24 protein-coding genes are annotated in these 21,952 nt (G+C 32.2%); 12 read left to right on the forward strand and 12 right to left on the reverse strand.

From position 1 onward, the window contains the following. The first annotated feature begins 181 nt into the window (after positions 1-181). Positions 182-2,137 carry a T9SS type A sorting domain-containing protein gene (locus F0000_RS15955; protein ID WP_149625731.1) on the forward strand — a complete coding sequence of 652 codons (1,956 nt, stop codon included), beginning with the start codon at positions 182-184 and terminating at the stop codon, positions 2,135-2,137. Between the two features lie 398 nt (positions 2,138-2,535). Here F0000_RS15955 and F0000_RS15960 read toward each other — a convergent pair whose 3' ends face one another. The 4 genes from F0000_RS15960 to F0000_RS15975 are packed head-to-tail and all read right to left on the reverse strand — an operon-like array spanning position 2,536 to position 7,659. Then, the gene (locus F0000_RS15960; protein ID WP_149625732.1) at positions 2,536-3,939 is read right to left on the reverse strand and encodes a TolC family protein; all 1,404 of its coding nucleotides are present in this window, start codon (positions 3,937-3,939) and stop codon (positions 2,536-2,538) included. Continuing rightward, positions 3,936-5,300 carry an HlyD family secretion protein gene (locus F0000_RS15965; protein WP_149625733.1) on the reverse strand — a complete coding sequence of 455 codons (1,365 nt, stop codon included), beginning with the start codon at positions 5,298-5,300 and terminating at the stop codon, positions 3,936-3,938. Before F0000_RS15965 ends, F0000_RS15960 begins: the two co-directional genes overlap by 4 nt. A gap of 5 nt (positions 5,301-5,305) precedes the next feature. Further along, positions 5,306-6,979, reverse strand: a complete 1,674-nt coding sequence (locus tag F0000_RS15970; RefSeq protein ID WP_149625734.1) for a peptidase domain-containing ABC transporter — start codon at positions 6,977-6,979, stop codon at positions 5,306-5,308. Continuing rightward, the gene (locus F0000_RS15975; RefSeq protein WP_149625735.1) at positions 6,979-7,659 is read right to left on the reverse strand and encodes a TetR/AcrR family transcriptional regulator; all 681 of its coding nucleotides are present in this window, start codon (positions 7,657-7,659) and stop codon (positions 6,979-6,981) included. The genes F0000_RS15970 and F0000_RS15975 overlap by 1 nt, the downstream gene beginning before the upstream one ends. Positions 7,660-8,188: 529 nt before the next feature. Between F0000_RS15975 and F0000_RS15980 the strand changes: the two genes are divergently transcribed. Beyond that, on the forward strand, positions 8,189-9,244 hold the full coding sequence (locus tag F0000_RS15980) for a serine hydrolase (protein ID WP_149625736.1): 1,056 nt from the start codon (positions 8,189-8,191) through the stop codon (positions 9,242-9,244). Between the two features lie 99 nt (positions 9,245-9,343). Here the strand turns inward: F0000_RS15980 and F0000_RS15985 are convergent, their stop codons facing one another. After that, the gene (locus F0000_RS15985; RefSeq protein ID WP_149625737.1) at positions 9,344-10,108 is read right to left on the reverse strand and encodes an ABC transporter ATP-binding protein; all 765 of its coding nucleotides are present in this window, start codon (positions 10,106-10,108) and stop codon (positions 9,344-9,346) included. Then, positions 10,108-10,845, reverse strand: coding sequence for an ABC transporter permease (locus F0000_RS15990; RefSeq protein ID WP_149625738.1), 738 nt, complete (start codon positions 10,843-10,845; stop codon positions 10,108-10,110). The genes F0000_RS15985 and F0000_RS15990 overlap by 1 nt, the downstream gene beginning before the upstream one ends. Before the next feature lie 116 nt (positions 10,846-10,961). On the opposite strand from F0000_RS15990, the gene pafA reads away from it, so the two are divergent. Next, positions 10,962-12,608 (forward strand): alkaline phosphatase PafA, encoded by a 1,647-nt coding sequence (gene pafA / locus F0000_RS15995; protein WP_149625739.1) that lies wholly within the window; start codon positions 10,962-10,964, stop codon positions 12,606-12,608. A 6-nt stretch (positions 12,609-12,614) separates the two neighbouring features. Here the strand turns inward: pafA and F0000_RS16000 are convergent, their stop codons facing one another. The 5 genes from F0000_RS16000 to F0000_RS16020 all read right to left on the reverse strand — a co-directional run bounded on the left by F0000_RS16000 (position 12,615) and on the right by F0000_RS16020 (position 15,840). Further along, positions 12,615-13,463: a glycosyltransferase family 2 protein gene (locus F0000_RS16000; RefSeq protein ID WP_149625740.1), complete on the reverse strand. Its 849-nt coding sequence runs from the start codon at positions 13,461-13,463 to the stop codon at positions 12,615-12,617. Between the two features lie 21 nt (positions 13,464-13,484). Further along, positions 13,485-14,006 carry a class I SAM-dependent methyltransferase gene (locus F0000_RS16005; protein ID WP_149625741.1) on the reverse strand — a complete coding sequence of 174 codons (522 nt, stop codon included), beginning with the start codon at positions 14,004-14,006 and terminating at the stop codon, positions 13,485-13,487. A 122-nt stretch (positions 14,007-14,128) separates the two neighbouring features. Further along, a complete protein-coding gene (locus F0000_RS16010; protein WP_149625742.1) occupies positions 14,129-14,830 on the reverse strand; it encodes a hypothetical protein in 702 nt (233 codons plus the stop codon). Between the two features lie 272 nt (positions 14,831-15,102). Next, positions 15,103-15,489 (reverse strand): group III truncated hemoglobin, encoded by a 387-nt coding sequence (locus tag F0000_RS16015; protein ID WP_149625743.1) that lies wholly within the window; start codon positions 15,487-15,489, stop codon positions 15,103-15,105. A gap of 84 nt (positions 15,490-15,573) precedes the next feature. Then, positions 15,574-15,840: a hypothetical protein gene (locus F0000_RS16020; protein WP_149625744.1), complete on the reverse strand. Its 267-nt coding sequence runs from the start codon at positions 15,838-15,840 to the stop codon at positions 15,574-15,576. Positions 15,841-15,952: 112 nt separating this feature from the next. Between F0000_RS16020 and F0000_RS16025 the strand changes: the two genes are divergently transcribed. The 4 genes from F0000_RS16025 to F0000_RS16040 all read left to right on the forward strand — a co-directional run bounded on the left by F0000_RS16025 (position 15,953) and on the right by F0000_RS16040 (position 19,154). Then, the gene (locus tag F0000_RS16025) at positions 15,953-16,318 is read left to right on the forward strand and encodes a hypothetical protein (protein WP_149625745.1); all 366 of its coding nucleotides are present in this window, start codon (positions 15,953-15,955) and stop codon (positions 16,316-16,318) included. 1,645 nt (positions 16,319-17,963) lie between these two features. After that, complete coding sequence (locus F0000_RS16030; RefSeq protein ID WP_149625746.1) at positions 17,964-18,149, forward strand: hypothetical protein; 186 nt, start codon at positions 17,964-17,966, stop codon at positions 18,147-18,149. Then, positions 18,121-18,918 carry a hypothetical protein gene (locus F0000_RS16035; protein WP_149625747.1) on the forward strand — a complete coding sequence of 266 codons (798 nt, stop codon included), beginning with the start codon at positions 18,121-18,123 and terminating at the stop codon, positions 18,916-18,918. The genes F0000_RS16030 and F0000_RS16035 overlap by 29 nt, the downstream gene beginning before the upstream one ends. After that, positions 18,915-19,154, forward strand: coding sequence for a hypothetical protein (locus tag F0000_RS16040; protein ID WP_149625748.1), 240 nt, complete (start codon positions 18,915-18,917; stop codon positions 19,152-19,154). The genes F0000_RS16035 and F0000_RS16040 overlap by 4 nt, the downstream gene beginning before the upstream one ends. On the opposite strand, the gene F0000_RS16045 is transcribed toward F0000_RS16040, so the two are convergent. Next, positions 19,151-19,564, reverse strand: a complete 414-nt coding sequence (locus tag F0000_RS16045; protein ID WP_149625749.1) for a helix-turn-helix transcriptional regulator — start codon at positions 19,562-19,564, stop codon at positions 19,151-19,153. The two genes, F0000_RS16040 and F0000_RS16045, sit on opposite strands and share 4 nt — an antisense overlap. Before the next feature lie 167 nt (positions 19,565-19,731). Between F0000_RS16045 and F0000_RS16050 the strand changes: the two genes are divergently transcribed. From F0000_RS16050 to F0000_RS16070, 5 genes are all read left to right on the forward strand, one after another. After that, a complete protein-coding gene (locus F0000_RS16050) occupies positions 19,732-19,923 on the forward strand; it encodes a hypothetical protein (RefSeq protein WP_149625750.1) in 192 nt (63 codons plus the stop codon). Positions 19,924-19,965: 42 nt separating this feature from the next. Further along, on the forward strand, positions 19,966-20,307 hold the full coding sequence (locus F0000_RS16055; RefSeq protein ID WP_149625751.1) for a hypothetical protein: 342 nt from the start codon (positions 19,966-19,968) through the stop codon (positions 20,305-20,307). A 134-nt stretch (positions 20,308-20,441) separates the two neighbouring features. Then, on the forward strand, positions 20,442-20,696 hold the full coding sequence (locus F0000_RS16060) for a hypothetical protein (protein ID WP_149625752.1): 255 nt from the start codon (positions 20,442-20,444) through the stop codon (positions 20,694-20,696). Positions 20,697-20,893: 197 nt separating this feature from the next. After that, positions 20,894-21,175, forward strand: a complete 282-nt coding sequence (locus F0000_RS16065; RefSeq protein ID WP_149625753.1) for a hypothetical protein — start codon at positions 20,894-20,896, stop codon at positions 21,173-21,175. A 277-nt stretch (positions 21,176-21,452) separates the two neighbouring features. Then, positions 21,453-21,947, forward strand: a complete 495-nt coding sequence (locus F0000_RS16070; protein WP_149625754.1) for a hypothetical protein — start codon at positions 21,453-21,455, stop codon at positions 21,945-21,947. Positions 21,948-21,952 lie beyond the last annotated feature (5 nt).

Here is a 21,952-nt window from a genome sequence, read left to right on the forward strand (position 1 = left end):
ATCGATAACTTTCTGAAAATAAAGAAGTTGTTCCTGTGCGTTTGTAACTATTCATCTCACCTGTGTTTAGTCAGTAAAATACTATAACTATTTGATTAAAAATAAATTAATTTTAGAGGTAACCTAATGTATATTTATACAAGTTAACCAATTGCTTATTCCATAATTAAAAACTCTTAAAATGAAAAAAACTATTATTGTTTTGAGTATCTTCCTATGTTCAATTTTTGGGCTTCACGCTCAAATAAGTCAAGGAGGGAAGCCTTTATCCTGGACTGAAACTTTTTCAAAATCCACTAAGATTCCCACAATAAAATTAGCCAATATTGATATTGAAAAACTACATAAAGAAGATGCTGAAGAAGTTTCGAAAGACGTTCCTCTAAGATTTGCATATGCTCACGAAGTGAACTACAACCCTAACAATTCAGGTACCTGGTCTACAACCACTAATGGGGATCGTATTTGGATGCTGAACATTGAATCAAGTGGGGCAAAATCACTTAATTTCACTTTTTCTGACTTCTATCTTCCAGAAGGTGCTAAGTTGTTTGTTTACAATGAAAACAAAACAGATGTTAGAGGCGCTTTTACAAATACTAATAATAAAGAGTCCAGAGCATTTGGTATCGCCCCTATCCAGGGAGACAAAGTTACTATTGAATACTATCAGCCTGCATCTGTTAAAGAAAAACCAGCTTTACAAATAGCAACAGTAGCGCATGATTACAAAGGTATATTTAATATTGCCAAAGGTTTTAATGACTCTGGTAGTTGTAATAATAATGTAGCCTGTAGCGTAGGTGACGATTGGAGAGATCAAATAAAATCTGTCGCTCTAATTACCTTGGCTAATGGTACCAGATTTTGCACGGGAGCATTAATAAATAATACAGAAAATGATGGAACTCCTTATTTTCTGACTGCCAATCACTGTACAGGAAGCAGCACAGCGAACTGGGTATTTGTATTTAATTATCAATCTGCCAGTTGTAGCAATGTGGATGGATCCTTAAGTCAATCTGTTTCGGGTTCTACATTACTAAAAAAAGGTGCAGCAACCGATTATTCATTGGTGCAACTTTCTGCAACACCTCCGGACAGTTATAATGTTTATTATTCTGGATGGGATGCTACAGGAACTCAGCCTACAAATACTACGGGAATACATCATCCTGCTGGCGATATCAAAAAAATATCTTTTGATTATGAGGCGCCATCCATTTCTGGATATGGAGGAAGCAGCAATACACATTGGAGAATAAACGACTGGAATGATGGTACTACAGAACCGGGATCATCGGGATCTCCGTTATATGATCAAAACAAAAGAATCATTGGTCAGCTACATGGTGGTTCTGCTGCTTGTGGAAATAATGGATATGATGCATATGGGCGATTTGATTTATCATTTCCTAATCTAAGTCAGTGGTTAGCTCCTGGAAGTAGTTTAAAAAAAGTAGATGGTTATGATCCTTCTGGTGGAGGTACTCCTCCAAGTGATTGTGAAGATGTTACTTTAACGTTCAATTTTGATAATTATCCTGAAGAAACTAGCTGGGCCATCACCGATAGTTCTGGCAACACAGTTGAATCTGGAGGGACGTATGGCGGACAGGCTGATGGAAGCACACTTGCTATTGATCTTTGTTTGGAGGAAGGTTGTTATCAGTTAACAATCAGTGACTCCTATGGTGATGGTATGTGCTGTGGTTATGGATCTGGCTCGTATCTATTAGCAGATGATACTTCTGCGACTCTTGCTTCTGGAGCATCGTTTGGAGCTTCTGAAACAACCGATTTTTGTATTGGAACCAGAAGTAACGAAAACGTCACGTTTGTACAGAGTACATCAAAAATCACTAAAGACAGACACTTAGAAAATATCATTTTATATCCTAATCCAGCCAATACTATTTTGTATATACAAAATTATAAAATAAAGAAAGCTTCTGATATCAAAGTAGCTATTATTGATATTACAGGACGTACTATAAAGACAGAAAGTTATATCGGTACTTCAATAACTTCGAATACAGTCTCTATAGATATTAATGAGCTACCTAAGGGATCTTATTTTCTAAATATAACAGAAAACAATACCTCGGTGGTTAAAAGGTTTACAGTATCAGAATAGTCAAGTTGACGATAATACCAGATATTCTTTGAATTAAATAACAAAAAAACAACTAATACGATTTATAACTAAAAATTTCGCATATTCATCGTTTCTTTTTCCTTTCTACTTCGTTTAAAAAATAAACCGTAGCTATAGCTATGCTTGATTTTTTTGCCTTGCATAAAGAAAAAATAATTCAATGAATTTATACGAATTTTTTAATCACAAATCGTATAAAACCAAAGTAAGCAATTGGTTATCATTAATACAATTAGAACAACATGACGTAATAGATCACACTTGTTCTCAGAAACAGTAGGGGTTGATGCAATAAATTATCGCATCAACCCTTTTTATATCTATAAATCTTGATTTTAAAGCAGACTTGTGTACTGAAATAGTTTACCCTTTTTCAATCATAAATTCTCTGGATTTGTTGCCAGACTATTAAAGAGTTTTGCTTTTGTCATAAAATACTTATTCTGCACCTCAATACTTTTTAATTGTGCATCAATCAATTTATTTTCTCTGGAATTGATTAGAAACAATGAACTTTCTCCTAAACTAAACTTACGCTCCTCTGCTTGTAACAAAGTAGTATAGTCTGTCACAATAGATGCAATAAGCTCATTTTGAGTTTTAAAAGAATTTAATTCTGTATAAATAGCTGTTACTTTGTTTTGGATTTGCAATTGCACACTTTGCAATTCGTACTGCGTATCCTGTATTTTATAGGTTGCAAGTTTTACATCACCTCTTTCCTTCCTCAGAAATAATGGAAATGAAAACGAGATACCTCCTTTATATTCTTCTGTATTAAAAGATCTGGCGATTTCTGGCGATCCGGTTATAAAATTATACTCTAAGTTGATTTTTGGAAGTAGCTTATTGGCTTTTAATCGACGATCCACTTCTAATCCATCAATTTTATAGCCCAAAGATCTTACTTTGGGATGATCCTCTATGGCAACGCTAGATAATAGGTTATCATCCAGCTGTAGTGTATCATCTATCAGCACATCAACATTATCATCAGGTATCACATTGGGTTGTAATTCTACTGGAATGGTGTTACCAATCCATAAAAAATTAGAAAGCTCCAGTGCAGACTTCATCAGTTTCACTTTTGCCTGCTCTAAACCGAGTTGGCGATTCTGCACAGTTATTCTTGCCTCAACAGTATCTATTGTTGCCTTATCTCCAGCCAAAGCACTTTTTTTAATCCCTTCGAATCTAATTTTGGCATTCTTCAGAAAATCACTGTAGATCTCTTTCTCATTATATGCTTTTAGCCAATCAAAGTATGCTAATGATGCATCGTACAAAATAGTATTTACCAGAATATCTCGATCTGCTTTGGTTTGCTCTTTGAAAAACCTGGCTTTTTTGAGCGTCGCCATTCGATCATTTATCAATAATCCTTGTGCAATAGGCACGGAAATACCGGCACTAAAAAGCCCTTGATCAGGTACATTTCTCTCTGCATTCAGAAATTCTCCATCATTCTGTTCAAAATTAGCTTTTAGTTCTACACCATACCAGGTAGGTATTTTGAAGGTAGCATCCAACAAATCATAATATTCGATCCCCTTAAACTGCTTTCGATCATAATCCACTTCAATTTTAGGATCGAAACCTCCTCTGGATTTCATAAGATTTGCTTCTCCTTTGCTAATCGTAAGTTCAGCTTGTTTTGTGATTGGGTGATGTTTTTTTACATATCCCAGATATTCTTTAAAATTAAGAATAACCTCATCATTTACCTGAGCATATGTTATCGAAGTTAGCAATAAAAAACTATACAACAAATACTTGTTCATGGGCTACTTTTTTTAGTGCTGGCTATTTTACTTTTACTTTCAGGTTGATAATAATTAGGAGGGAAACCATTTAACTGTCTCCACATTTCGAACCAAATAGGTACATCCTCTAATAGTGCCATTGTATTTGCTCCTGACCCTACTCTAACCCCTTCTGGCCAGGCATGGTCGTTTTTATCCGGTGAGATTAAGATTCTATATTTACCATTATCACTAATAAATGTTTCTACTGCAACAATTTCTCCCCCATAAGTACCGTAAGACACATTGGGCCATCCGCTAAAAATGATTGCAGGCCATCCATCAAACTGTACTCTAACTTTTTCTCCTAAATGCACTAAAGGAAGATCTATAGGTCGCACATACATTTCTACAGCCAGATCATAGTGAGATGGCATAATATTTACCAGCTTGTCTCCTTCTTTAAAAGTTTCTCCTATCCCGGACTGTATTGCCTTATTGATATATCCATCTTGTGGAGCTTTAATAAAATACAGATCATTACGAATCTCATAATTAGTATATTGATTTTCTAATTTTGTTACTTGCGCTTCTGTATCAAACTGTCCTGACTGAGCGGTAAATTTATTACTTTGGGCTTTAGAAATTTTTTCAGAATATGTAGCTTCAACCCTATTAATCTCTATCTGGGCGTTGAGCACTTCATTTTTACTTGCTAATAGTTTATTTTCTTGAGAAATAAGTTTTGCCTGAGTTTCCTGTAGTTTTAATTTCTTTTCTTCTACATCGGTTACTGCTTTTAATCCTTCTGACTCTAATTGTACAACCCGATCATATTGGCGTTGTGCGATACTTATATTGGTATTTGCAGCCTGTAGGTCTATACTATCACTTTTTACCTTTAATCTGGATTGTAATAATTTATTTTTAGCTTGTTTTAGTTTCAGAACACGCTCATTGCGCAAGGCTTGCACCTGGCTTTCTAATGCCTTGACTTTTCCCTGATACGAGGTGACAGACATTTCTTTTGCTTTGATTTGCTTTCCAGTTCTCTCTACAAGATTCGGGTCAAAATAATCATTTTTTATTTCAGATATACGAAGTATGGTATCGCCTTTCTTTACGAGATCTCCTTCTTGTACATGCCACTCCTCTATTCTTCCCGGGATCGGTGATTGAATTGTTTGAGGTCTTTGATTGGGTTTTAAGGTAGTTACAAAACCATTTCCTGATATGTTTTGTGTCCACGGAAAGAAAAGCACTATAATCACAATGATTGTAAACCCTAATAAAAAACGATTAAAATGCTTAAAATGCCTCTTATGAAAGACCTTCTGAAACGCTTTATAATGAGAAATATCAATTGTCTTATTTAATTTATTATTAGAAATATTTAGCATCTCTCTTACTTTTTCTGTTCTTTAATTATCTTCCCTTCTTCTATGGTAATGACTCGCCCACATCTTTTTACCCATTCTGCATTTTGACTTACGACAACAAGTGCCCATGGGTTTGATGGTTCTACAAGAAAATCCATAATCTGTCTGGCTTCTGTTTCTCCGAATTGATCCAACGGATCTTTAAGAATCAGTAGTTTTGGTTTTCTTACAATACTTCGTGCCAATACTATCTTCTTTGCAATCGTATATGGTATTTGCTTCCCCTCTGGATACAATACTGTTTGTACTCCTTTATGTTGTTCTTTTACAAACTGCATCAACCCTACTTTTTCTATAGCCCAATACAAATCATCTCTGGAAACTTCAGGATCTCCAAAAGTGATATTGTTTAGTATGGTTCCCTCAAAAGGAGATTCTTCTGTTAATGATTGTCCGAGATACGACCGATAATAATTAAGATGTACTCCCTTTAATGCAACATTATTCACATAGATACTTCCTTTATCCGGCTCTACAAGAGCTGCTATCAAACGTAGGAGTGTAGATTTTCCTGATCCGCTTGATCCCTGCATCAAAATTGTACAGTTTTCTGTAATCGTAAGGTTGATATTCTTTAAAATATTCTTATTAGAACCAGGAACATTATAAGATACCTGATCAAGCTCTATAGTAAAACTCTGATTTTCTGTAAAAGGTTTTTCTCCTTTCTGAGGTTCTAATTCTTTATCCACAACCTGCCCTAATTTTTCGAGAGATGTGAGCACATCGTAAAGAGATTCTAAACCTACAATTAGTTTTTCTACAGATCCGATAACCAAAAGAATGATAATTTCTGCTGCTACAAATTGACCTATATTCATTTGTTGATTAAGCACCAGGATTCCTCCTATCAGCAAAAGACCAGCGGTCACCAATACTTTGAAACCAATCATTTGTATAAATTGTATGATCAGAATCCTGAAATGGCTCTCACGCGCTACCAGATAATCATTAACTAATGTATCATTTTTATCCAGTGCATGGCTGGTACTACCCGAAAGTTTAAAACTTATAATAGAACGAGCGACTTCTTGTATCCAATGTGCTACCTTATATTTATTTTTAGATTCTTTAAGACTGGTTTCAAGCCCTTTCACCGCAGTATATTTAAAAACAATATAGATTAGAAGTAATAACAAAAAACCATAAATAATAAAAAAAGGATGATAAAAAGATAAAAGCATCAATCCAAAAATAATCTGTAATAATGCTGCAGGAAAATCTACCAGTATTTTTGCTAATCCTTTTTGAATCGTTAGCGTATCAAAAAATCGATTTGCAAGTTCTGGAGGATAAAAATTCTGTAACTCACTCATTTTTATTTTAGGAAAACGGTATGAGAATTCAAAAGATGCCCTTGTAAATATTTTTTGTTGTACATTTTCTATAATCCTAATTTGCATTAGTTGTAACAATCCAACAAAAACAACACCTAATGTTACTAAAACTACTAATATAATCCAGGAAGTACTGATCTGAGCGCCTTGCAACAAATTAATTATTGCCTGAATTCCCAGAGGTAATGAAAGATTCACCAATCCGGCAAAAATAGCATAGTAAAATGTTTGAAAAATATCTCTCTTATCTAGTTCTAATAAACTAATAAGTCGCTGCCAGGCAGTCAATATACTTTTTGCCATTAGTTATTATTATTTATAGAATTAAATACCAAATCAACAAAATAGGCAGTTGGTGAAGAATCCTTATCACAATCTGTTAAAGAGGAAAAATGATCCTTAAGAAAATATTGGTGCAGCGCTCCTTCCATAACCGTGCTTGATAGACTCGAAGGGTATTTATACCCAGGGTTTACATTAATAATCATATCTTTTATTCTGGTTACTAACCTTTTGTATATTAAAAAATAACCTTCCTTATTTTCTTTATCCACCTCTTTTGTTAAGTATGACTTAGAATATTCATTAATGACAATCTTATGTAATAATACCTCATTAATATGTGAGAATGAAGAATCTTCTTTGACGGTCTGTGTTATAATTTCAATAGTTTTTTTAAGTTTTTCTGTAGGGTTAGATATACTATTTGTCATAAATACCAACTGATATTCTAACCAGCCCCAATACCAGGAAGCAAGGTATAGAAGTAATTTATGTTTGTTTTCAAAATATCGATAAATAGAACTTTCGTTAGAACCAATCTGTTCTCCCAATTTTTTAAAGGTAAACCCTTCAAACCCTATATCATTAATTAGGAGGATACTATACTCTACAATTTTTTTACCTAATGTAGAAGACTCTGGATCTTTAAGATATATTTTATCATTAATAACAACTTTTAAATCTCTCAGTAAATATTCCATTTCTCAAAATTTTAATGCACCTCAATAATATGAACTAACCGGATAAAGATGGTTTTAATTATTAAAGTTTATCTAACCACTTAATATATATGATCACAAATATAATAGTAATACTATCATACGTAGATATGTTAACTATTATTTAACGATAATTTATACTTTGTCGTTAAACCATAAAATAATTTTATGTTTTGCATATAATAAATTAATATCTAGCTAAAAAACTCATCTTGAGTAACGGTTTTCAATCGCAAAGTTTGGCTTTTGTACTATAATGAAGTAGCTTTTTTCAGCGTAGCCATAGCTACAGTTAAAAAAACCAACAAAATTAGCATGCAAAATGTAAATTTTATAGGTCAAAGCTTTACTCAAGATGAGTTCATTTATTAAAGTCGTACGTAGTTATGGTAAAAAGTCGTACTTTTTTTCTGTATTAATGCGTTCGACTTTTTTTAATCGGTCGCATACACGTAATTACTTTCTCAGATTTGTAAAAGAATAAATTTTCAATAATTTAAAACTTGATACAATGAGAAATGACTTTACCCTTTTTACAATGCTTCTAATAGTAATTACAACTTCTTTTAGTCAAAATATAGTAGGCATTGATTCTATAGTAAGAAGTCACTATAATAAAAATACTGATGTAGCAATTAGTGTGGGTTTAATGTATAATGAAGATCAACATTTTTTATCATATGGAACTGTAAGCAGAGAAGAAACTACTAAAGTGGACGAGTATTCGATATTTGAAATTGCTTCTATAACTAAAATAATGACTTCTAATTTAATTGTTCAGGCAGTTTTAGAAAATAAAATAAAACTAACCGATTTTATAGATAGCTACCTGCCAAAAGAATTTATACTCAAAAAAGAAATTCAGCACAGGATCAAAATATCAGATTTGGCATCACACCAATCAGGTTTACCCGATTTGGATTTTAGAAAACTAATTCAATCAAATGCGCAGCAACCTACAGCTGATATAGATTTAAAGGTATTAACTACAATGATCAATAATTGTATAGAACTTATTGATTATGGTAAATATCGATATTCTACGATAGGTTATATCTTGTTAGGTCAGATTTTGGAGACTGTATATGGAGAAAATTATGATGATATTATTAGAAAAAAGATATTGTCACCCTTAAAAATGAATCATACATTAACAAAAAAAATAGATGTAGAAAATAAAGTTACTGGTTATAACCCCGAAGGAGGTGAACAGCAATTTTTTGAATGGAATATAGCAGCCCCCGCAGGATTGATAAAATCTAATACACATGATATGCTAAAATTTATAGATGCTATACTGAGTAAAAAGAATGTGGTGTCAACAGCAGCTTTGGAGACTGAAAAAGTCTTTTACAATGATGCTAATAGAGAAATGGGGCTAGGGACGAATATTATAAAAGATGAAAAAAATACAATTTATCTAAAAACAGGTGATTCTATGGGGCAGTCCTCTATTTTAGCATATAACAGAGATAAAAAGTGGGGGATCGTTATTTTTATTAACCAAAGAAATCATAAGTTGAGAGGAGCTTTGCTTAATGATATTTATGAAACGATATTGAAATAATGAGTGGTGAAATTTTGTAAATAAAGGTGTTGTTGTAGAAACTTGAGAGATTAATTGAAAATGATGTGGTGATACAATTTATAGTAATGACAAAATAGTTTACAATCCTTTCAGTTGTGCATTACGAACTTTCTTAAATAAATTTGAAGAATACACAAAATCTGTTACGGCTTCATTATCTGTTTTGAATATTTGAGATTTATCACCTTCCCACTCTAAGTGACCATAGCGTAGAAAGATAATTTTTTCACCAATTTCCATGACAGAATTCATGTCGTGTGTATTGATTATTGTTGTGATGTCATACTCTTCGGTAATTTCTTTAATCAGGTTATCAATTACGATAGCCGTTCTCGGGTCTAATCCAGAGTTAGGTTCATCACAGAACAGATATTTTGGGCGGGTAACTATAGCTCTGGCGATAGCAACCCGTTTTTGCATACCACCACTAATTTCTGAAGGCAATTTATTATTAGCATTTTCCAGATTTACACGGGCTAATACCTCATTTACACGAGAACGCATTGCTTCTTTTTTTTGCTTGGTGAACATCATTAATGGAAACATTACGTTTTCTTCTACAGTCATAGAATCAAAAAGAGCACTCCCCTGAAATACCATTCCCATCTGTTCTCTTAGGTTTCTTTGATCTTCTAAGCTGAGTTCAGAGTAGGTAGCACCATCATAACAGATGGTACCTTCTTCTGGAGTAAAAAGGCCTAACATGCATTTTAGAAAAACAGTTTTCCCACTACCACTGGTTCCAATAATTAGATTTGTCTTTCCCCGCTCAAAAGTGGTTGTGATTCCTTTGAGAATTTCTTCACCATTAAAACTTTTATGAATATCTTTTACTTCTATCATTAGCTTAATAATAATTGAGTGAGTATATAATTAGAAGTAACAATCACTACAGTTGTCCATACAAAGGCAGAAGTACTGGCTTTACCAACCCCCAATGCTCCTCCAGTCATATAATACCCATGAAATGAAGGTATAGTAGCAAGAAGAAAAGCAAAAATAAATGTTTTTAAAAAAGCATATACCAGATGATAAGGTATAAATTCTTCTCTTAATCCTGTTAAAAACTCTGAGCTAGAAAGAAAGCCTCCATATACCCCGGCAATATAAGCACCAAATACTCCTACAAACATTGCAATTGCAATAATAAAAGGATACATGAGCATCGCAATGATCTTAGGAAATACTAAATAATTTAGTGAATTAATCCCCATCACTTCCAGCGCATCAATTTGTTCTGTAACTCTCATAGTTCCTATGCTGGATGTAATAAAAGAACCTACTTTACCCGCCATAATTACAGAGAGAAATGTAGGGGCAAATTCCAGAATCATTGATTGCCTGGAGGCAAAACCAATAATTTGTCTGGGAATGATAGGATTCGTTAGATTTAACGCAGTTTGTATAGCGATTACTGCTCCGATAAAGAACGCCAGAAATACCGTAATTCCAAGAGAACCGATGATAAGGTCGTCTATTTCTTTAAAAATCAAACTTCTAAGAACAGATCCTTTAGTCATTCGACTAAAAACTCTTTTTAACATTAAAAAATAACGACCAATATCGTCCAGATAAAACATATGTCCTACATTAGAAGGGCTAAAATAGAAAAAAAAATACCGACAGCATTTAACCTTCTATTAAAGTTTTGCATTTGTATTAATACTATTTTTGAAGTTTTAAACATAAATAAGTAATGACAAAGAAAATATTCCTGATCATCTCAATTATTTCTATATCTATCAGATGTACCGCTCAGGAGGTTGGTAATACGGCAATCAATGCGAATCCTAAGCTCGTAGTAGGAGTGGTTGTGGATCAAATGAGATATGATTATCTAACACGTTTTTATAATAGATTTGGGGAAGGTGGTTTCAAGCGTATGATGAGAGAAGGATATAATTGTAAGAACAATCATTTTAATTACGTTCCAACGTATACAGGACCAGGACATGCTTCGATATTTACAGGAACCACTCCAAAAAATCATGGTGTTATTTCTAATTACTGGTATGATAAGTTTAGCAAAAAAGTAGTGTATTGTGCCAGTGATCCATCCGTAAAAGCAGTTGGATCTGATAGTGAGTTAGAAAAAATGTCTCCACGTCGTATGAAAACAACCACTTTTGCGGATCAGAATAGATTACATACGCAGCTCCAGGGAAAAAGTATTGGGATCGCTATAAAGGATAGAGGGGCTATTTTACCTGCGGGTCATGCAGCCAATGGTGCCTACTGGTTTAGAGGTAAAGATGAAGGTAATTGGATTACCAGTACTTATTATAGAGATAAATTACCCGATTGGGTGAAAAAATTTAATGACTCTGACCAGGCAGCTTCATATCTAAAGATATGGAATACATTATATGATATCAAAACATATACAGAAAGTGGTGCAGATAAGAATGTTTATGAAAGAGGGTTCAAAGGAAAAAAAACCGCAGCATTTCCTTATGATCTGGAGACATTAAAGGATCAAAATGACGGCTATGATATTATAAAAAGTTCTGCCTATGGCAATAGTCTTACAGCAGATTTTGCAATAGCAGCTATAGATGGAGAAGACCTGGGAAAAGATGCTATTACAGATGTCTTAACTGTGAGTTTTTCCAGCACAGATTATGTAGGACATAATTTTGGAGTTAATTCTAAAGAAATTGAAGATACCTATTTAAGGCTAGATAAAGATTTAGAACGATTTTTTATCGCATTAGATACCAAAGTTGGTAAAGGAAGTTATACAGTTTTTCTTACGGCGGATCACGGAGCAGTGCACGTTCCTTCTTATCTGAAATCCATTAAAATACCTTCGGGCTATTTTGACATAAAAGAATTATCTGCCAAGATCCAAGCTTTTGTAAAGGATACCTATAAAATCGAAGGATTAATTGAGAAGATAGATAATTATCAAGTATTCTTTGCCTATGATGTTTTAGCAGAAAATAAAATAGATGCCGGGGATTTAGAAAACGCTATAGCACATTATGTATTGCAGCAGGAACGAATCGATAAAGTATTTACCAGACAGCAGTTGATGTCTGGAAATTATACGTCAGGAATCGCAGCATTATTACAAAATGGATATAACCAAAAAAGAAGCGGAGATATTGCGATAGTATTAGATCCTGCTACGATAGTATATTCATCCACGGGATCTACTCATGGTAGTGGTTTGAATTATGATACACATGCACCTCTTTTATTTTTTGGTAACGGGATTAAGCACGGAAGCACTACCCAAAAAACTGAAATTCCTGACATAGCACCTACAATTTCTGCCTTATTAGGTATTACCTTTCCGAATGGAGCAACCGGTAATGTTTTGTCTTTTGTGTTAGAATAGATGTTATCAAAAAAATTTATGAGCAATTTTTTTCCATCTCAGTTTTCTGATAAATTTCCCTTCAGCTTTGGTAACCAGATATGATTGGTGTGTTGTTTTTGCTTTTAAAAATCCAAGGATATAATTTTTAAAAAGTCTGGGTTGTTTTTTTAGAAATGCCAGTTTTGCTGAAGCAATTAATGTGAGTATAATACCATACCGCATTTTATAAAAAGCTTCTCCTTGTTTGTATTTTGCTTTGGCATTATAGGTCTTCCCTGTTGGTTTTAGATGCTGTACCCTAAGTGATGGATCTGTTTTGATTTCCCAATGATGGTATTGTGCTAATAATTCATCAATTGTATCCCATCCCATGGCTGGTTTTAATCCTTTAATATCTTTAAAACATGCTTTTCGATATGCTTTTAGTGCTCCGCGGATATGATCTTTGTTGGTCAGATTCTCCAAAACCCATTGCTGCTCTTTTTTTATATAGCAAAAACCACCAACCATTCCTATTTTTTTATTTTCTTTAAAATGTTTTACAATTTGCTCTAGATACTTATTTGGAAAAATAAGGTCAGCATCAAATTTGCAAAGTATGTCGTAGGATTCATCCAGTGTTTTATATCCTTTATAGAAGGCATTGATTACCTTGCTTCCGGGCATGTGGGCTTTAGAAGAATCAGAGTTGACTACCGATATAAAATCATAGTCGATACTAAATTGATTAACAATGGCTTCTGTGGTATCTGTAGAATTATCATTAACGACTACTATTTTTTTAGGTAGTACCGTTTGCTTAACTAAGGATGCCAATGTTTTAGCAATTGACAGTTCTTCATTGTGAGCGGGTATGACAATATAGATCTTCAAGATAGTAACGATTGGTTTAAGCTATTTCCGTTCTGCATAAATAATATAATATCTCGGTGTAAAATATCTCAATAAAGGGCGAAAACCAATTTTGCGTATTGGGTGCGTCCATTTTTTTCTAGCTTTTATTTCCCAACCTGCTTTTTCCAGTAACCAATCAAACTGCCAGTCTTCAAATTCGTGGTAGTGCCGATCCCAGGGATCACTTTTGCTCTGATACGCGGGAGAAAACCAAAGCCTTAATGGGATTGATGCAACTAATTTTGTTGCTTTGATATCTCTTAGCACATTAAAAGGAGCGATCAAATGTTCAAAAATTTCAAAAGCAGTAACCACATTTGTTTCATTCGTTTTTACGGCGGTTGTATCAATATCAAGATCTTCTCCCGATGTATTATGCACAGTATAGCCTTCTTTTTTCATAAATTCTACAAAAGGATTGTGCACGCCGAGATCCAGAATTGTATTTGGAGTAGGGATATGTTCTCGTAAGAATTCTAAGGTTTCTTTATATCGTTTATGAGGAAAAGTTCCTTCGTACATAGTTTATTTTCATTAATACTGTGTAAAAATATAAATTCATATATACATTGATACTACTTTCTTGTATAAAAAAAGGCTATCCGCAGTGTGATAGCCTCTTCCTATATTTTTAATAAGTATTACTACTTACACAATTCATTATATTCGAAAACGTGAAGTGCAAACTGAGACCATTTAATATCTGACCCATATTTCTCAATAATGGCAGGGCAGTCTCCGAAGAATAATTTAAATTCCTGATCATAATCCTTTTTCTTTAAGCGGATAGCAATTTCATCACCTTTTTTGACATAATAGGATTTTGCAATACCTCCGGCTTTTAAAGGACCTACACCAATACTTGTTGTTTTTTTGGCATAAGGATCCTGATATACCTTAATTTTTTCACTAAATGAGGGATTGATTAATTGCACCATTAGTGTCTTTGTTTTCTTTTTTACACGTACATCGGATTTCTCAAAGTAAGCATATCCATCTTTAAAAAGATTTTGGTCTAAGTTCTTGTTATTCCATGTTCTGGCATCTCCGATCATTTTGTCAAAGTTTGCAAGTTTAGCAAGTCCACTTGGAGGTAAGTAAAGAAAATTGATGTCTTTTGGCTTGATTTTTACTTTTTGATCTTTTAGATCTTTTATTTTAATTTCTTCCAGAAGACCTTTTTCATATTTTAATTTTTTTAGATTTCCTTTAACAACTGTGCCATCACTCATGTGAAGATAAGTAGTTTTCTTTTTTGAAAATCCATTAAATCCAGGAAGAAAATCCTGTGCTTGTATATTGCAAATGAAGACTATGGCGATTGCCGTAAAAAAATAATTTTTCATCAATACTTTAAAATTTGAATTATAATGAAGCGAATGTACAATTAAATTTTAAGATTTCCTTAACTACTTTTTTGGTGCTTGTGAATTAAAAACCATGAGTTCAATAGTTTTGATAAAGGAAAAATGTATCGAGAATAGGTTTTTTAATCCAAAAGGCTTGTATTTCGATACAAAATTCGTGTCAGAATTTCAAACTGACGCGCTTGAGATTGATCGAATTCAGTTTAAAAAAAAGGTATTTTGTTCTAATAAATTCATTGAGATAAGTGATCCTATTTAATCTTTAACTGAATAACTGTGGCAATAGACAGCGCCCGGGTTTTCATCAAATTAGCTTTTTCTCCTTTAAAATAAAGATTTACAGTAGTATTAAATAAGGAAAGCCAGGTTTCAAAATGAACCTTTCTCATTAATTTTTTTGAGTGTAAGTCTTGATGAATTTGTAGTACATTCTTTTTGTATGTGCCTGTATAGAATAATTGTTGTTCCCAGAAGTCTGTTATTTGCGGGATATGGGTTTCTAGATTAATGCTGGTAATTTCGGTAAAGAAGGGGCCTATTTCAGGATCTTTTAAGGCTTGCCCATAGAATTTTTTGAGTACATGTTCAATATCTTCCCTTGAGGTTATGTCTTTTAAAACTAAACTATTCTTGTCCAAAAATATTTTTTTGTTACGTGATTGTAATGCAAAACTACTTAAATATATGTAAGATATTATAGAAAAGGTGCAGTTATCGTACCATTATTGATTTTGTTTAGAAACGATCAGATCACGGACCTCTTGTTGCTTTTCTTTTTCGATCATTCTTTGATGTGCGTATGCAAAAATAGCATTTTCAACAATTTCATTTTCTCGCTCTCCGGAAAGTATGTAAGATATAATAGCCTTAGAATACTGTTTTTTATGGGATGTTAGTATCTTATTCTGGTTTAAATAACTCTGTATTTTTTTTACATGTTTAGTTCCGATGATCTTTAAGATTGCAGACCGTTCTTCAGCAGTGATCATAAATAAGTTGGCTAATGTTATTAGTATAATTATCTTTGTGAACGAATTGTTATCGTTTTGTTATACAATATTAGATAAAATATTGTATAAAAACAAATAAATAGTTACTATTTTGGATAAAAAGAATAATATTTTAGACAGAGTTATTGCATATGCTGCTCATTTAGGGATCAGTCTTAGAAGTTTTAGTCTATCTATAGGAGCCAGTGCCGGTTATTTACACCGATTGCAATCCGCTAATAGTAATATAGGAGGGGATTTTATCGAAAAGATTATACAATTGTATACAGAATTAAACCCTACGTGGTTGGTGACAGGTGAGGGAGATATGCTCAAAGAAGGATATAGTGTAGAAGAAAATGGAGAACAATACGGCAGAAAAGATTTTTTTAAGCAGGCTCTTCTCAATTATTTAGATGATGAAGAAGTAAAAGGAAAGCTCCGGGAGACGGTAAATAATAAGGAGCTTGATTTTTAATAAGCACTTAGATGGATGAGTAGACGCATTAAAGATCTATTGGTAATTGCTTATTTTTAATTTAGTTAATCCAGGCTATTTGTGATCGATATGTCGATATATTGAACTCATCTTGAGTATTGCTTTGACCTACAAAATTTACATTTTGCGCGCTAATTTTGTTAACCGTAATGGCTGTGCTCAAAAAAACTACTTCATTATAGTACAAAAGCCAAACTTTTCGGTTGAAAACCACTACGCAAGATAAGTTCATTTCATTAAAAGGGCATTGTCAAATTTCATAGAGTTTTTGGGAAAGGTTTTTGTATTTTCAAAAAAACTTGATCGAACATCTATGATCTGTAATTGAGAAACTTTCCGGTAATTTTTTTAGCCTTAATCCATTATATTAATTAGTACCGGGAGAATATCCAATAGTAACCTGCTCAGAAGAAATTCCAAACTGCTTCAGAAAACCTTTAGATCTAATTTCTTTTAATCTCGGTACAGAAATTCCAGAAATTCCTTATTCCATTTTCTAACTTAGGGGTAATACGATTTATAACTAAAAATTTCGCATATTCATCGTTTCTTTTTCCTTTCTACTTCGTTTAAAAAAATAAACCGTAGCTATAGCTATGCTTGATTTTTTTGCCTTGCATAAAGAAAAAATAATTCAATGAATTTATACGAATTTTTTAATCACAAATCATATAAAAGGTATAGGTAGATAATCATCTAATACTTTCTTGTCTGCCTTATAGATATTCTTTCTTCGGTCTATGATTCCTGGTTTTCATTTATACAAAATGATTTTGAATAACAATCTATTGTGCAATAAAATTGAATGAACTCAAGATGAGTTCAAATAAGTATTTATTTTATGCACTTAAAATTCTGATATACAATTATTTATAATTTTATTATTTTTTAACGTTTCAACATAGGTAAAACACATGCTCTTTTTCTTCATAATTCCCCGATGGCTCTTCCACGGGGATTATTTATTGATATAAAATATTTTAATAAGTTATAAATTTTATATAGTCTAATCAAACCTTTACTATACAAATGGAATTCACTAACAGTTTATGATAGGTTTGTTTGGTATTGTAAGAAATTTTCATGAATACTTGTCAGGAGAGAAAAAACTTCCCATAAATAGGCAAAACAATCCCTTGATTGCAAAACAGCCAAAAACTTCAAGAGAAATAAAGGTTCAGGATATGATTATTAAAATAAGAATTAACGATATAAATATAAGTTATAAAAATGTAGTGTGAAGCCGTTTAATTTTAAACTTTTAGTTAGGGAGAACTCCTTTTTTGACGTTTTTTATTTTCCTAAATTTTCAACTTCAATAAGTATATTTTGTGAAATTGTGCTTTTTGACACAATTTCAGGTTTCTTTATAACGCTTGAATCATAGTACATTTGGGAGTTAACAAAGATTCTTGTGAATTTATAAGCTATAGCTTTATCAATAAGCAAAGTGATAAAAAAATGAGGTAAAACCGTACTTTATTTTCGATTTTATATATTAATTTTACACTATAAACAAAGTGTAATAAGCTATAGTTTAATTTGAATTAAAAAATTTTCAAAACACAGAGATAAGCAAGGACTAAATTTTATCTTTAAGAGAAATAATCTTAAAAATTTAGTCATGAAAAATGTTTTTTACGTGTTAGTTGTTTTAATTTCAATTGTTGGATTATCAGGTTGTGAATCTGATTCTGTAGAAAATGAAATTGATCAAATACAACAAGAAATTGAAAATATTGATAATTCATCTTTAAATATATCTGCAATGGATAAAGGAGATGGACAAGCTGTTGGAACAAGATACTAAAAGAAGTGTCTTTAAAATTTTAAATACGATTAAAATAACTACGATTTCAGCATTAATACTTGCAGTTTTTCTAGTTGCATTCTTACAAGTGTACTTTGATAAGGAAAGTCCAGCAGTAGTAAAGGCTCAAAAAGTTTATACTACTGTTGAGAATGCGAGAATAGTAGTAGATGAAAACTTAAAAACCTGTTTAAATGAATTTCAATCTGGTAAGATTTCCGAAGAATATTTACATTCGGAAATAGCAAATCAAACAATGCTGCTTTTAAATTTAGAAAAGGAGTCAGCTTCTTTTAAAGAACAATTAGAACTTGTAAAACAAAAAGATAAGGTATTTGGTTTCAGGAGTATTAAAATATTCTTTGGTCATCTGGGAATGCCAGCAGTTGCGTCCATGCTTGGGCTATATCTTCTCATACTATTCTTTAAGGAAGAAGATCTCTTTTTTAAAAAAGTTACACTTTCTTTTAGTATTGCAGGATTAGTTACCGGGCTGTTTTATGTGACTTGGGTTTTTTATCCTTCTCCGGATATTCCTCAATGGGCATACATCTTACTATTACTTCTATTTTCTGTTTCAGGTACAATTTTAGCTTTCTTTGTAGGAAGCTATTTATATAAATTATCCCAACTTAGCCTCGTTATTAAGATTCAAAACTTATTGAGCTATATTACATTTGATATCAAAAGAAAATACATTAGTAAACAGGATCGTCAAGAGTATATTAGTGATTACTTAGGAGAAATAGAAAAATTATCCAAAAAATGAGGAAATACGAAGAAGGTAAAAAGATTTTAAAAAACGATTCTGCTGGTGTATCCTTCGTTAAAAACAAGGTTAGAAAGGAAATAGAAAAGGATATTGAAGAATGTCTAAAAAAACAACAAAAAGAAATTGATCAAATCGTTGATGAATTAAACATAGTTATAAAAGTTAAGTTCAATTCTATATCTGATTTTAAGTTATTCATTGTCAATAATTTTTGGTTTAATACCGCATCTTAGTCAGGTAATTCAATACCTCCCATTCCTTTAACCATTTTCAGTACTTTGTAAGCAGCATTTTTATCAATAATATTTGAGAATGTTTTTATCTTCATAAGCTCATCCTCATGATTAGAACAAAAAAGAGCTAGTTCCTCTAAGCTTTCAAAGTGAAGCTTTCTGTCAATTTTTTTTCTATTTAACTCAGCCATTTTATCATCATCCAACAACATTTGTCCTACATCCCGCAACAGCCAAAGAGGATTAATTTCATCAAAAGCTTCAAGGATTCCATGTGTTACTTTATCACCAGCATTTCTTTTATCTTTTAAAATATCGCTTACTGTTTGAGGAACTACTTTGATTTTTTCAGCAAACTCTTTCTGATTAAAATCATAGTAATCCATTATTTCTTTGATTTTTTCCTTCATATATATATATTTTGCTTAAAAAAAAGCAATTATAGCTTATCAATAAGCTATAATTTTACTATATTTGACTATCTATAACAAATATATGAAGTATATCAATAATCTGAGTTATACAAATAAAATAATATGTGGATATTTCCACATGTAAAAGTTACAAATCAAAAGTTTTGAAACCTAAAGGAAGAAATAAAATAGAAATCTGGCTTATTACTTATGAGGATATATTGAATATTGCTGGATTAGAACGTAAAATTGATATTAAAAGAGGAACTATTCAAAAATTTATTAAATATAATCGAAAGCTAAATGATTTAGTAATAGAAAAACTTGAAGAATTTATAAAAGATAATCTCTGTTAAATTAAATCAAGAAAATATTAACTCCTCAAAACCCATAAAACGATGAATATCGAAAATGACGAACAACATTATAAATTTTGCCTTCTTATACTGAAAGCATTTCATCTTGAACCAACCCTATTCTTTAGTCGGATTGCCGATAATGAATACTATGAATGCCTGATCTATTCGTGGGTCAATCAATTATATGAAGAAGAAAGATCAATTGCATATAGTATTGAACAGATACACAAAGCAAGGCATCAATTATTTTTTAGCGGAAAACATATCATAGCACTTCCTAAAAAAAAGAATGATTCAAACACCTGTTGTATTCTTGAAGAAACGTTGCATTACACGATTAAAAATATAGAACAAACATCAATAGACAGTAAAGCATCTTAAAAAGAAGCTACGACCACTTTCATAACCCCATACGACACTAAACTATACTCATAAAGAACCCTAAAGCAACGATTAGGGACAAAATTCTTATGCTGTATTGTATCCTGAACATCTCATTTTTAAAACACAGATCAATGTTTAAGAATCCTCAATATTTCAATATGTTATCTATAGAAAACCAACAATTAGTACTTCAAAAAATTAATAATAGACTGGTGTTTCCCAACTTTTCTGTGGACGATCTCAGCAAGATGCTGAAGAAACTAGATCCCCCTACGGAACTTCGTAAAGATCATACCTTGATTATTAGCGAATACACCATAGATCGAATAAAGAATGAAATTCATAAACAAAATAAAAAAAATTATAGTACCCATAAAATGACCTAAGTATTGATACCCCGAAATTATGAAGATATCACAGGTACTTTACTCAATCAAGTATACGTTGGTTTTTTATGATAGTATCCCAATGTACTCTCATATAAATTTCTTCACACTCTTTTGTTTTAACTGTTCTAAGAGTATGTATAAGAGACAAGTGCCTGGATATCTTTTTATCCAAAACATAAATTCAAGGAATCTCTATGCAAGATCCGCAAAGCATCTATAACAAATTAAGTAAAAAGGAAAAGAAAGAGATTAACCGGAAAATAGATCTAATGATGGATATGAATACCTCTGTAGAACAATCCAAAGAAATAGAAGATCAGTTATTTGAAACCCTATTTTCAATAGAAACAAGAAAAGGATCAAATGTCTTATATATTGAATCAGATGAGAAAGAATCTTATTTCAAAAGGATCATTGAACTAGCGGGCAAATATGGTCGTTGGTTACAAAAAAAGATCATAAAGTGTATGGTTTGAGTTTTTGAGAGTGCAAAGATGTCGGGTGTGTATTTCAGGATATATGGTTTTGAGTTTTTCCTAGAATAGTAACCCATCGTTTTGGATACCCACCCCGGTGTCTTTGTTACATTTTTAAAAAAAATAGTGATTACTATGATTAAAACCTATAGAATGAAAAAAGAGTGGTATCAACCCGATGTAGACTATAGCTGTATAATTACAGATACGAAACTAAAAAATCGTACTGTCGAATTCATTAACCAAAAAGTAACATAATACATAATACAATTAGCTTATGCTCCCTTACGAAGACGATATTTTACAAAAAGTACTCCGGCAACTTGATGGAATTACCAAACTGGAAGCTCTGGATATTCTGCATAAAATCGAGATCCTGCTAAAAGATCAAAGATCCCCTATAGAGTACAGGAACCTCAAACAGGCACAGAATCGATTATTTCTGAAAAATGCCATGATTCCTATCGGAAAAAATGGGTATTGTTACCTAATAGACTATTGCCATTTTATCAAAGTATATCAGTTCCAATCGATATTCCCCTGTTTTCACTCTATGAAATCTCTGTATTATACGCAGTATAATGAACCTACCGTACAGTTTTTGAATAACAAAAACATAGAAGAAACCTTTAATGGCACACATCTAAAATATGTGATCCGGGAATTTCTAAAAGATAACAAGGCAAAAGACAGAAACTCAAAGACCAATCGGTTACTCCTTTTAGAATTATTAGATCAGGTAGATCCAGCACACCGAATTTGTAAAAGCTGAAAACG

This window comes from Aquimarina sp. RZ0 (assembly GCF_008370685.1).
In the GTDB taxonomy this organism is placed as follows: Bacteria; Bacteroidota; Bacteroidia; order Flavobacteriales; family Flavobacteriaceae; genus Aquimarina.

Coding starts and splice junctions, on each gene's coding strand:
- F0000_RS16010 (WP_149625742.1), bottom strand. CDS start 14,830: ATGAAAAATTATTTTTTTACGGCAATCGCCATAGTCTTCATTTGCAAT.
- F0000_RS16070 (WP_149625754.1), top strand. CDS start 21,453: ATGCTCCCTTACGAAGACGATATTTTACAAAAAGTACTCCGGCAACTT.
- F0000_RS15970 (WP_149625734.1), bottom strand. CDS start 6,979: ATGGCAAAAAGTATATTGACTGCCTGGCAGCGACTTATTAGTTTATTA.
- F0000_RS16020 (WP_149625744.1), bottom strand. CDS start 15,840: ATGATCACTGCTGAAGAACGGTCTGCAATCTTAAAGATCATCGGAACT.
- F0000_RS16060 (WP_149625752.1), top strand. CDS start 20,442: ATGTTTAAGAATCCTCAATATTTCAATATGTTATCTATAGAAAACCAA.
- pafA (WP_149625739.1), top strand. CDS start 10,962: ATGACAAAGAAAATATTCCTGATCATCTCAATTATTTCTATATCTATC.
- F0000_RS15960 (WP_149625732.1), bottom strand. CDS start 3,939: ATGAACAAGTATTTGTTGTATAGTTTTTTATTGCTAACTTCGATAACA.
- F0000_RS16055 (WP_149625751.1), top strand. CDS start 19,966: ATGAATATCGAAAATGACGAACAACATTATAAATTTTGCCTTCTTATA.
- F0000_RS16005 (WP_149625741.1), bottom strand. CDS start 14,006: ATGTACGAAGGAACTTTTCCTCATAAACGATATAAAGAAACCTTAGAA.
- F0000_RS15955 (WP_149625731.1), top strand. CDS start 182: ATGAAAAAAACTATTATTGTTTTGAGTATCTTCCTATGTTCAATTTTT.
- F0000_RS15980 (WP_149625736.1), top strand. CDS start 8,189: ATGAGAAATGACTTTACCCTTTTTACAATGCTTCTAATAGTAATTACA.
- F0000_RS16035 (WP_149625747.1), top strand. CDS start 18,121: ATGGACAAGCTGTTGGAACAAGATACTAAAAGAAGTGTCTTTAAAATT.
- F0000_RS16040 (WP_149625748.1), top strand. CDS start 18,915: ATGAGGAAATACGAAGAAGGTAAAAAGATTTTAAAAAACGATTCTGCT.
- F0000_RS15975 (WP_149625735.1), bottom strand. CDS start 7,659: ATGGAATATTTACTGAGAGATTTAAAAGTTGTTATTAATGATAAAATA.
- F0000_RS16030 (WP_149625746.1), top strand. CDS start 17,964: ATGAAAAATGTTTTTTACGTGTTAGTTGTTTTAATTTCAATTGTTGGA.
- F0000_RS15965 (WP_149625733.1), bottom strand. CDS start 5,300: ATGCTAAATATTTCTAATAATAAATTAAATAAGACAATTGATATTTCT.
- F0000_RS16045 (WP_149625749.1), bottom strand. CDS start 19,564: ATGAAGGAAAAAATCAAAGAAATAATGGATTACTATGATTTTAATCAG.
- F0000_RS15985 (WP_149625737.1), bottom strand. CDS start 10,108: ATGATAGAAGTAAAAGATATTCATAAAAGTTTTAATGGTGAAGAAATT.
- F0000_RS16065 (WP_149625753.1), top strand. CDS start 20,894: ATGCAAGATCCGCAAAGCATCTATAACAAATTAAGTAAAAAGGAAAAG.
- F0000_RS15990 (WP_149625738.1), bottom strand. CDS start 10,845: ATGTTTTATCTGGACGATATTGGTCGTTATTTTTTAATGTTAAAAAGA.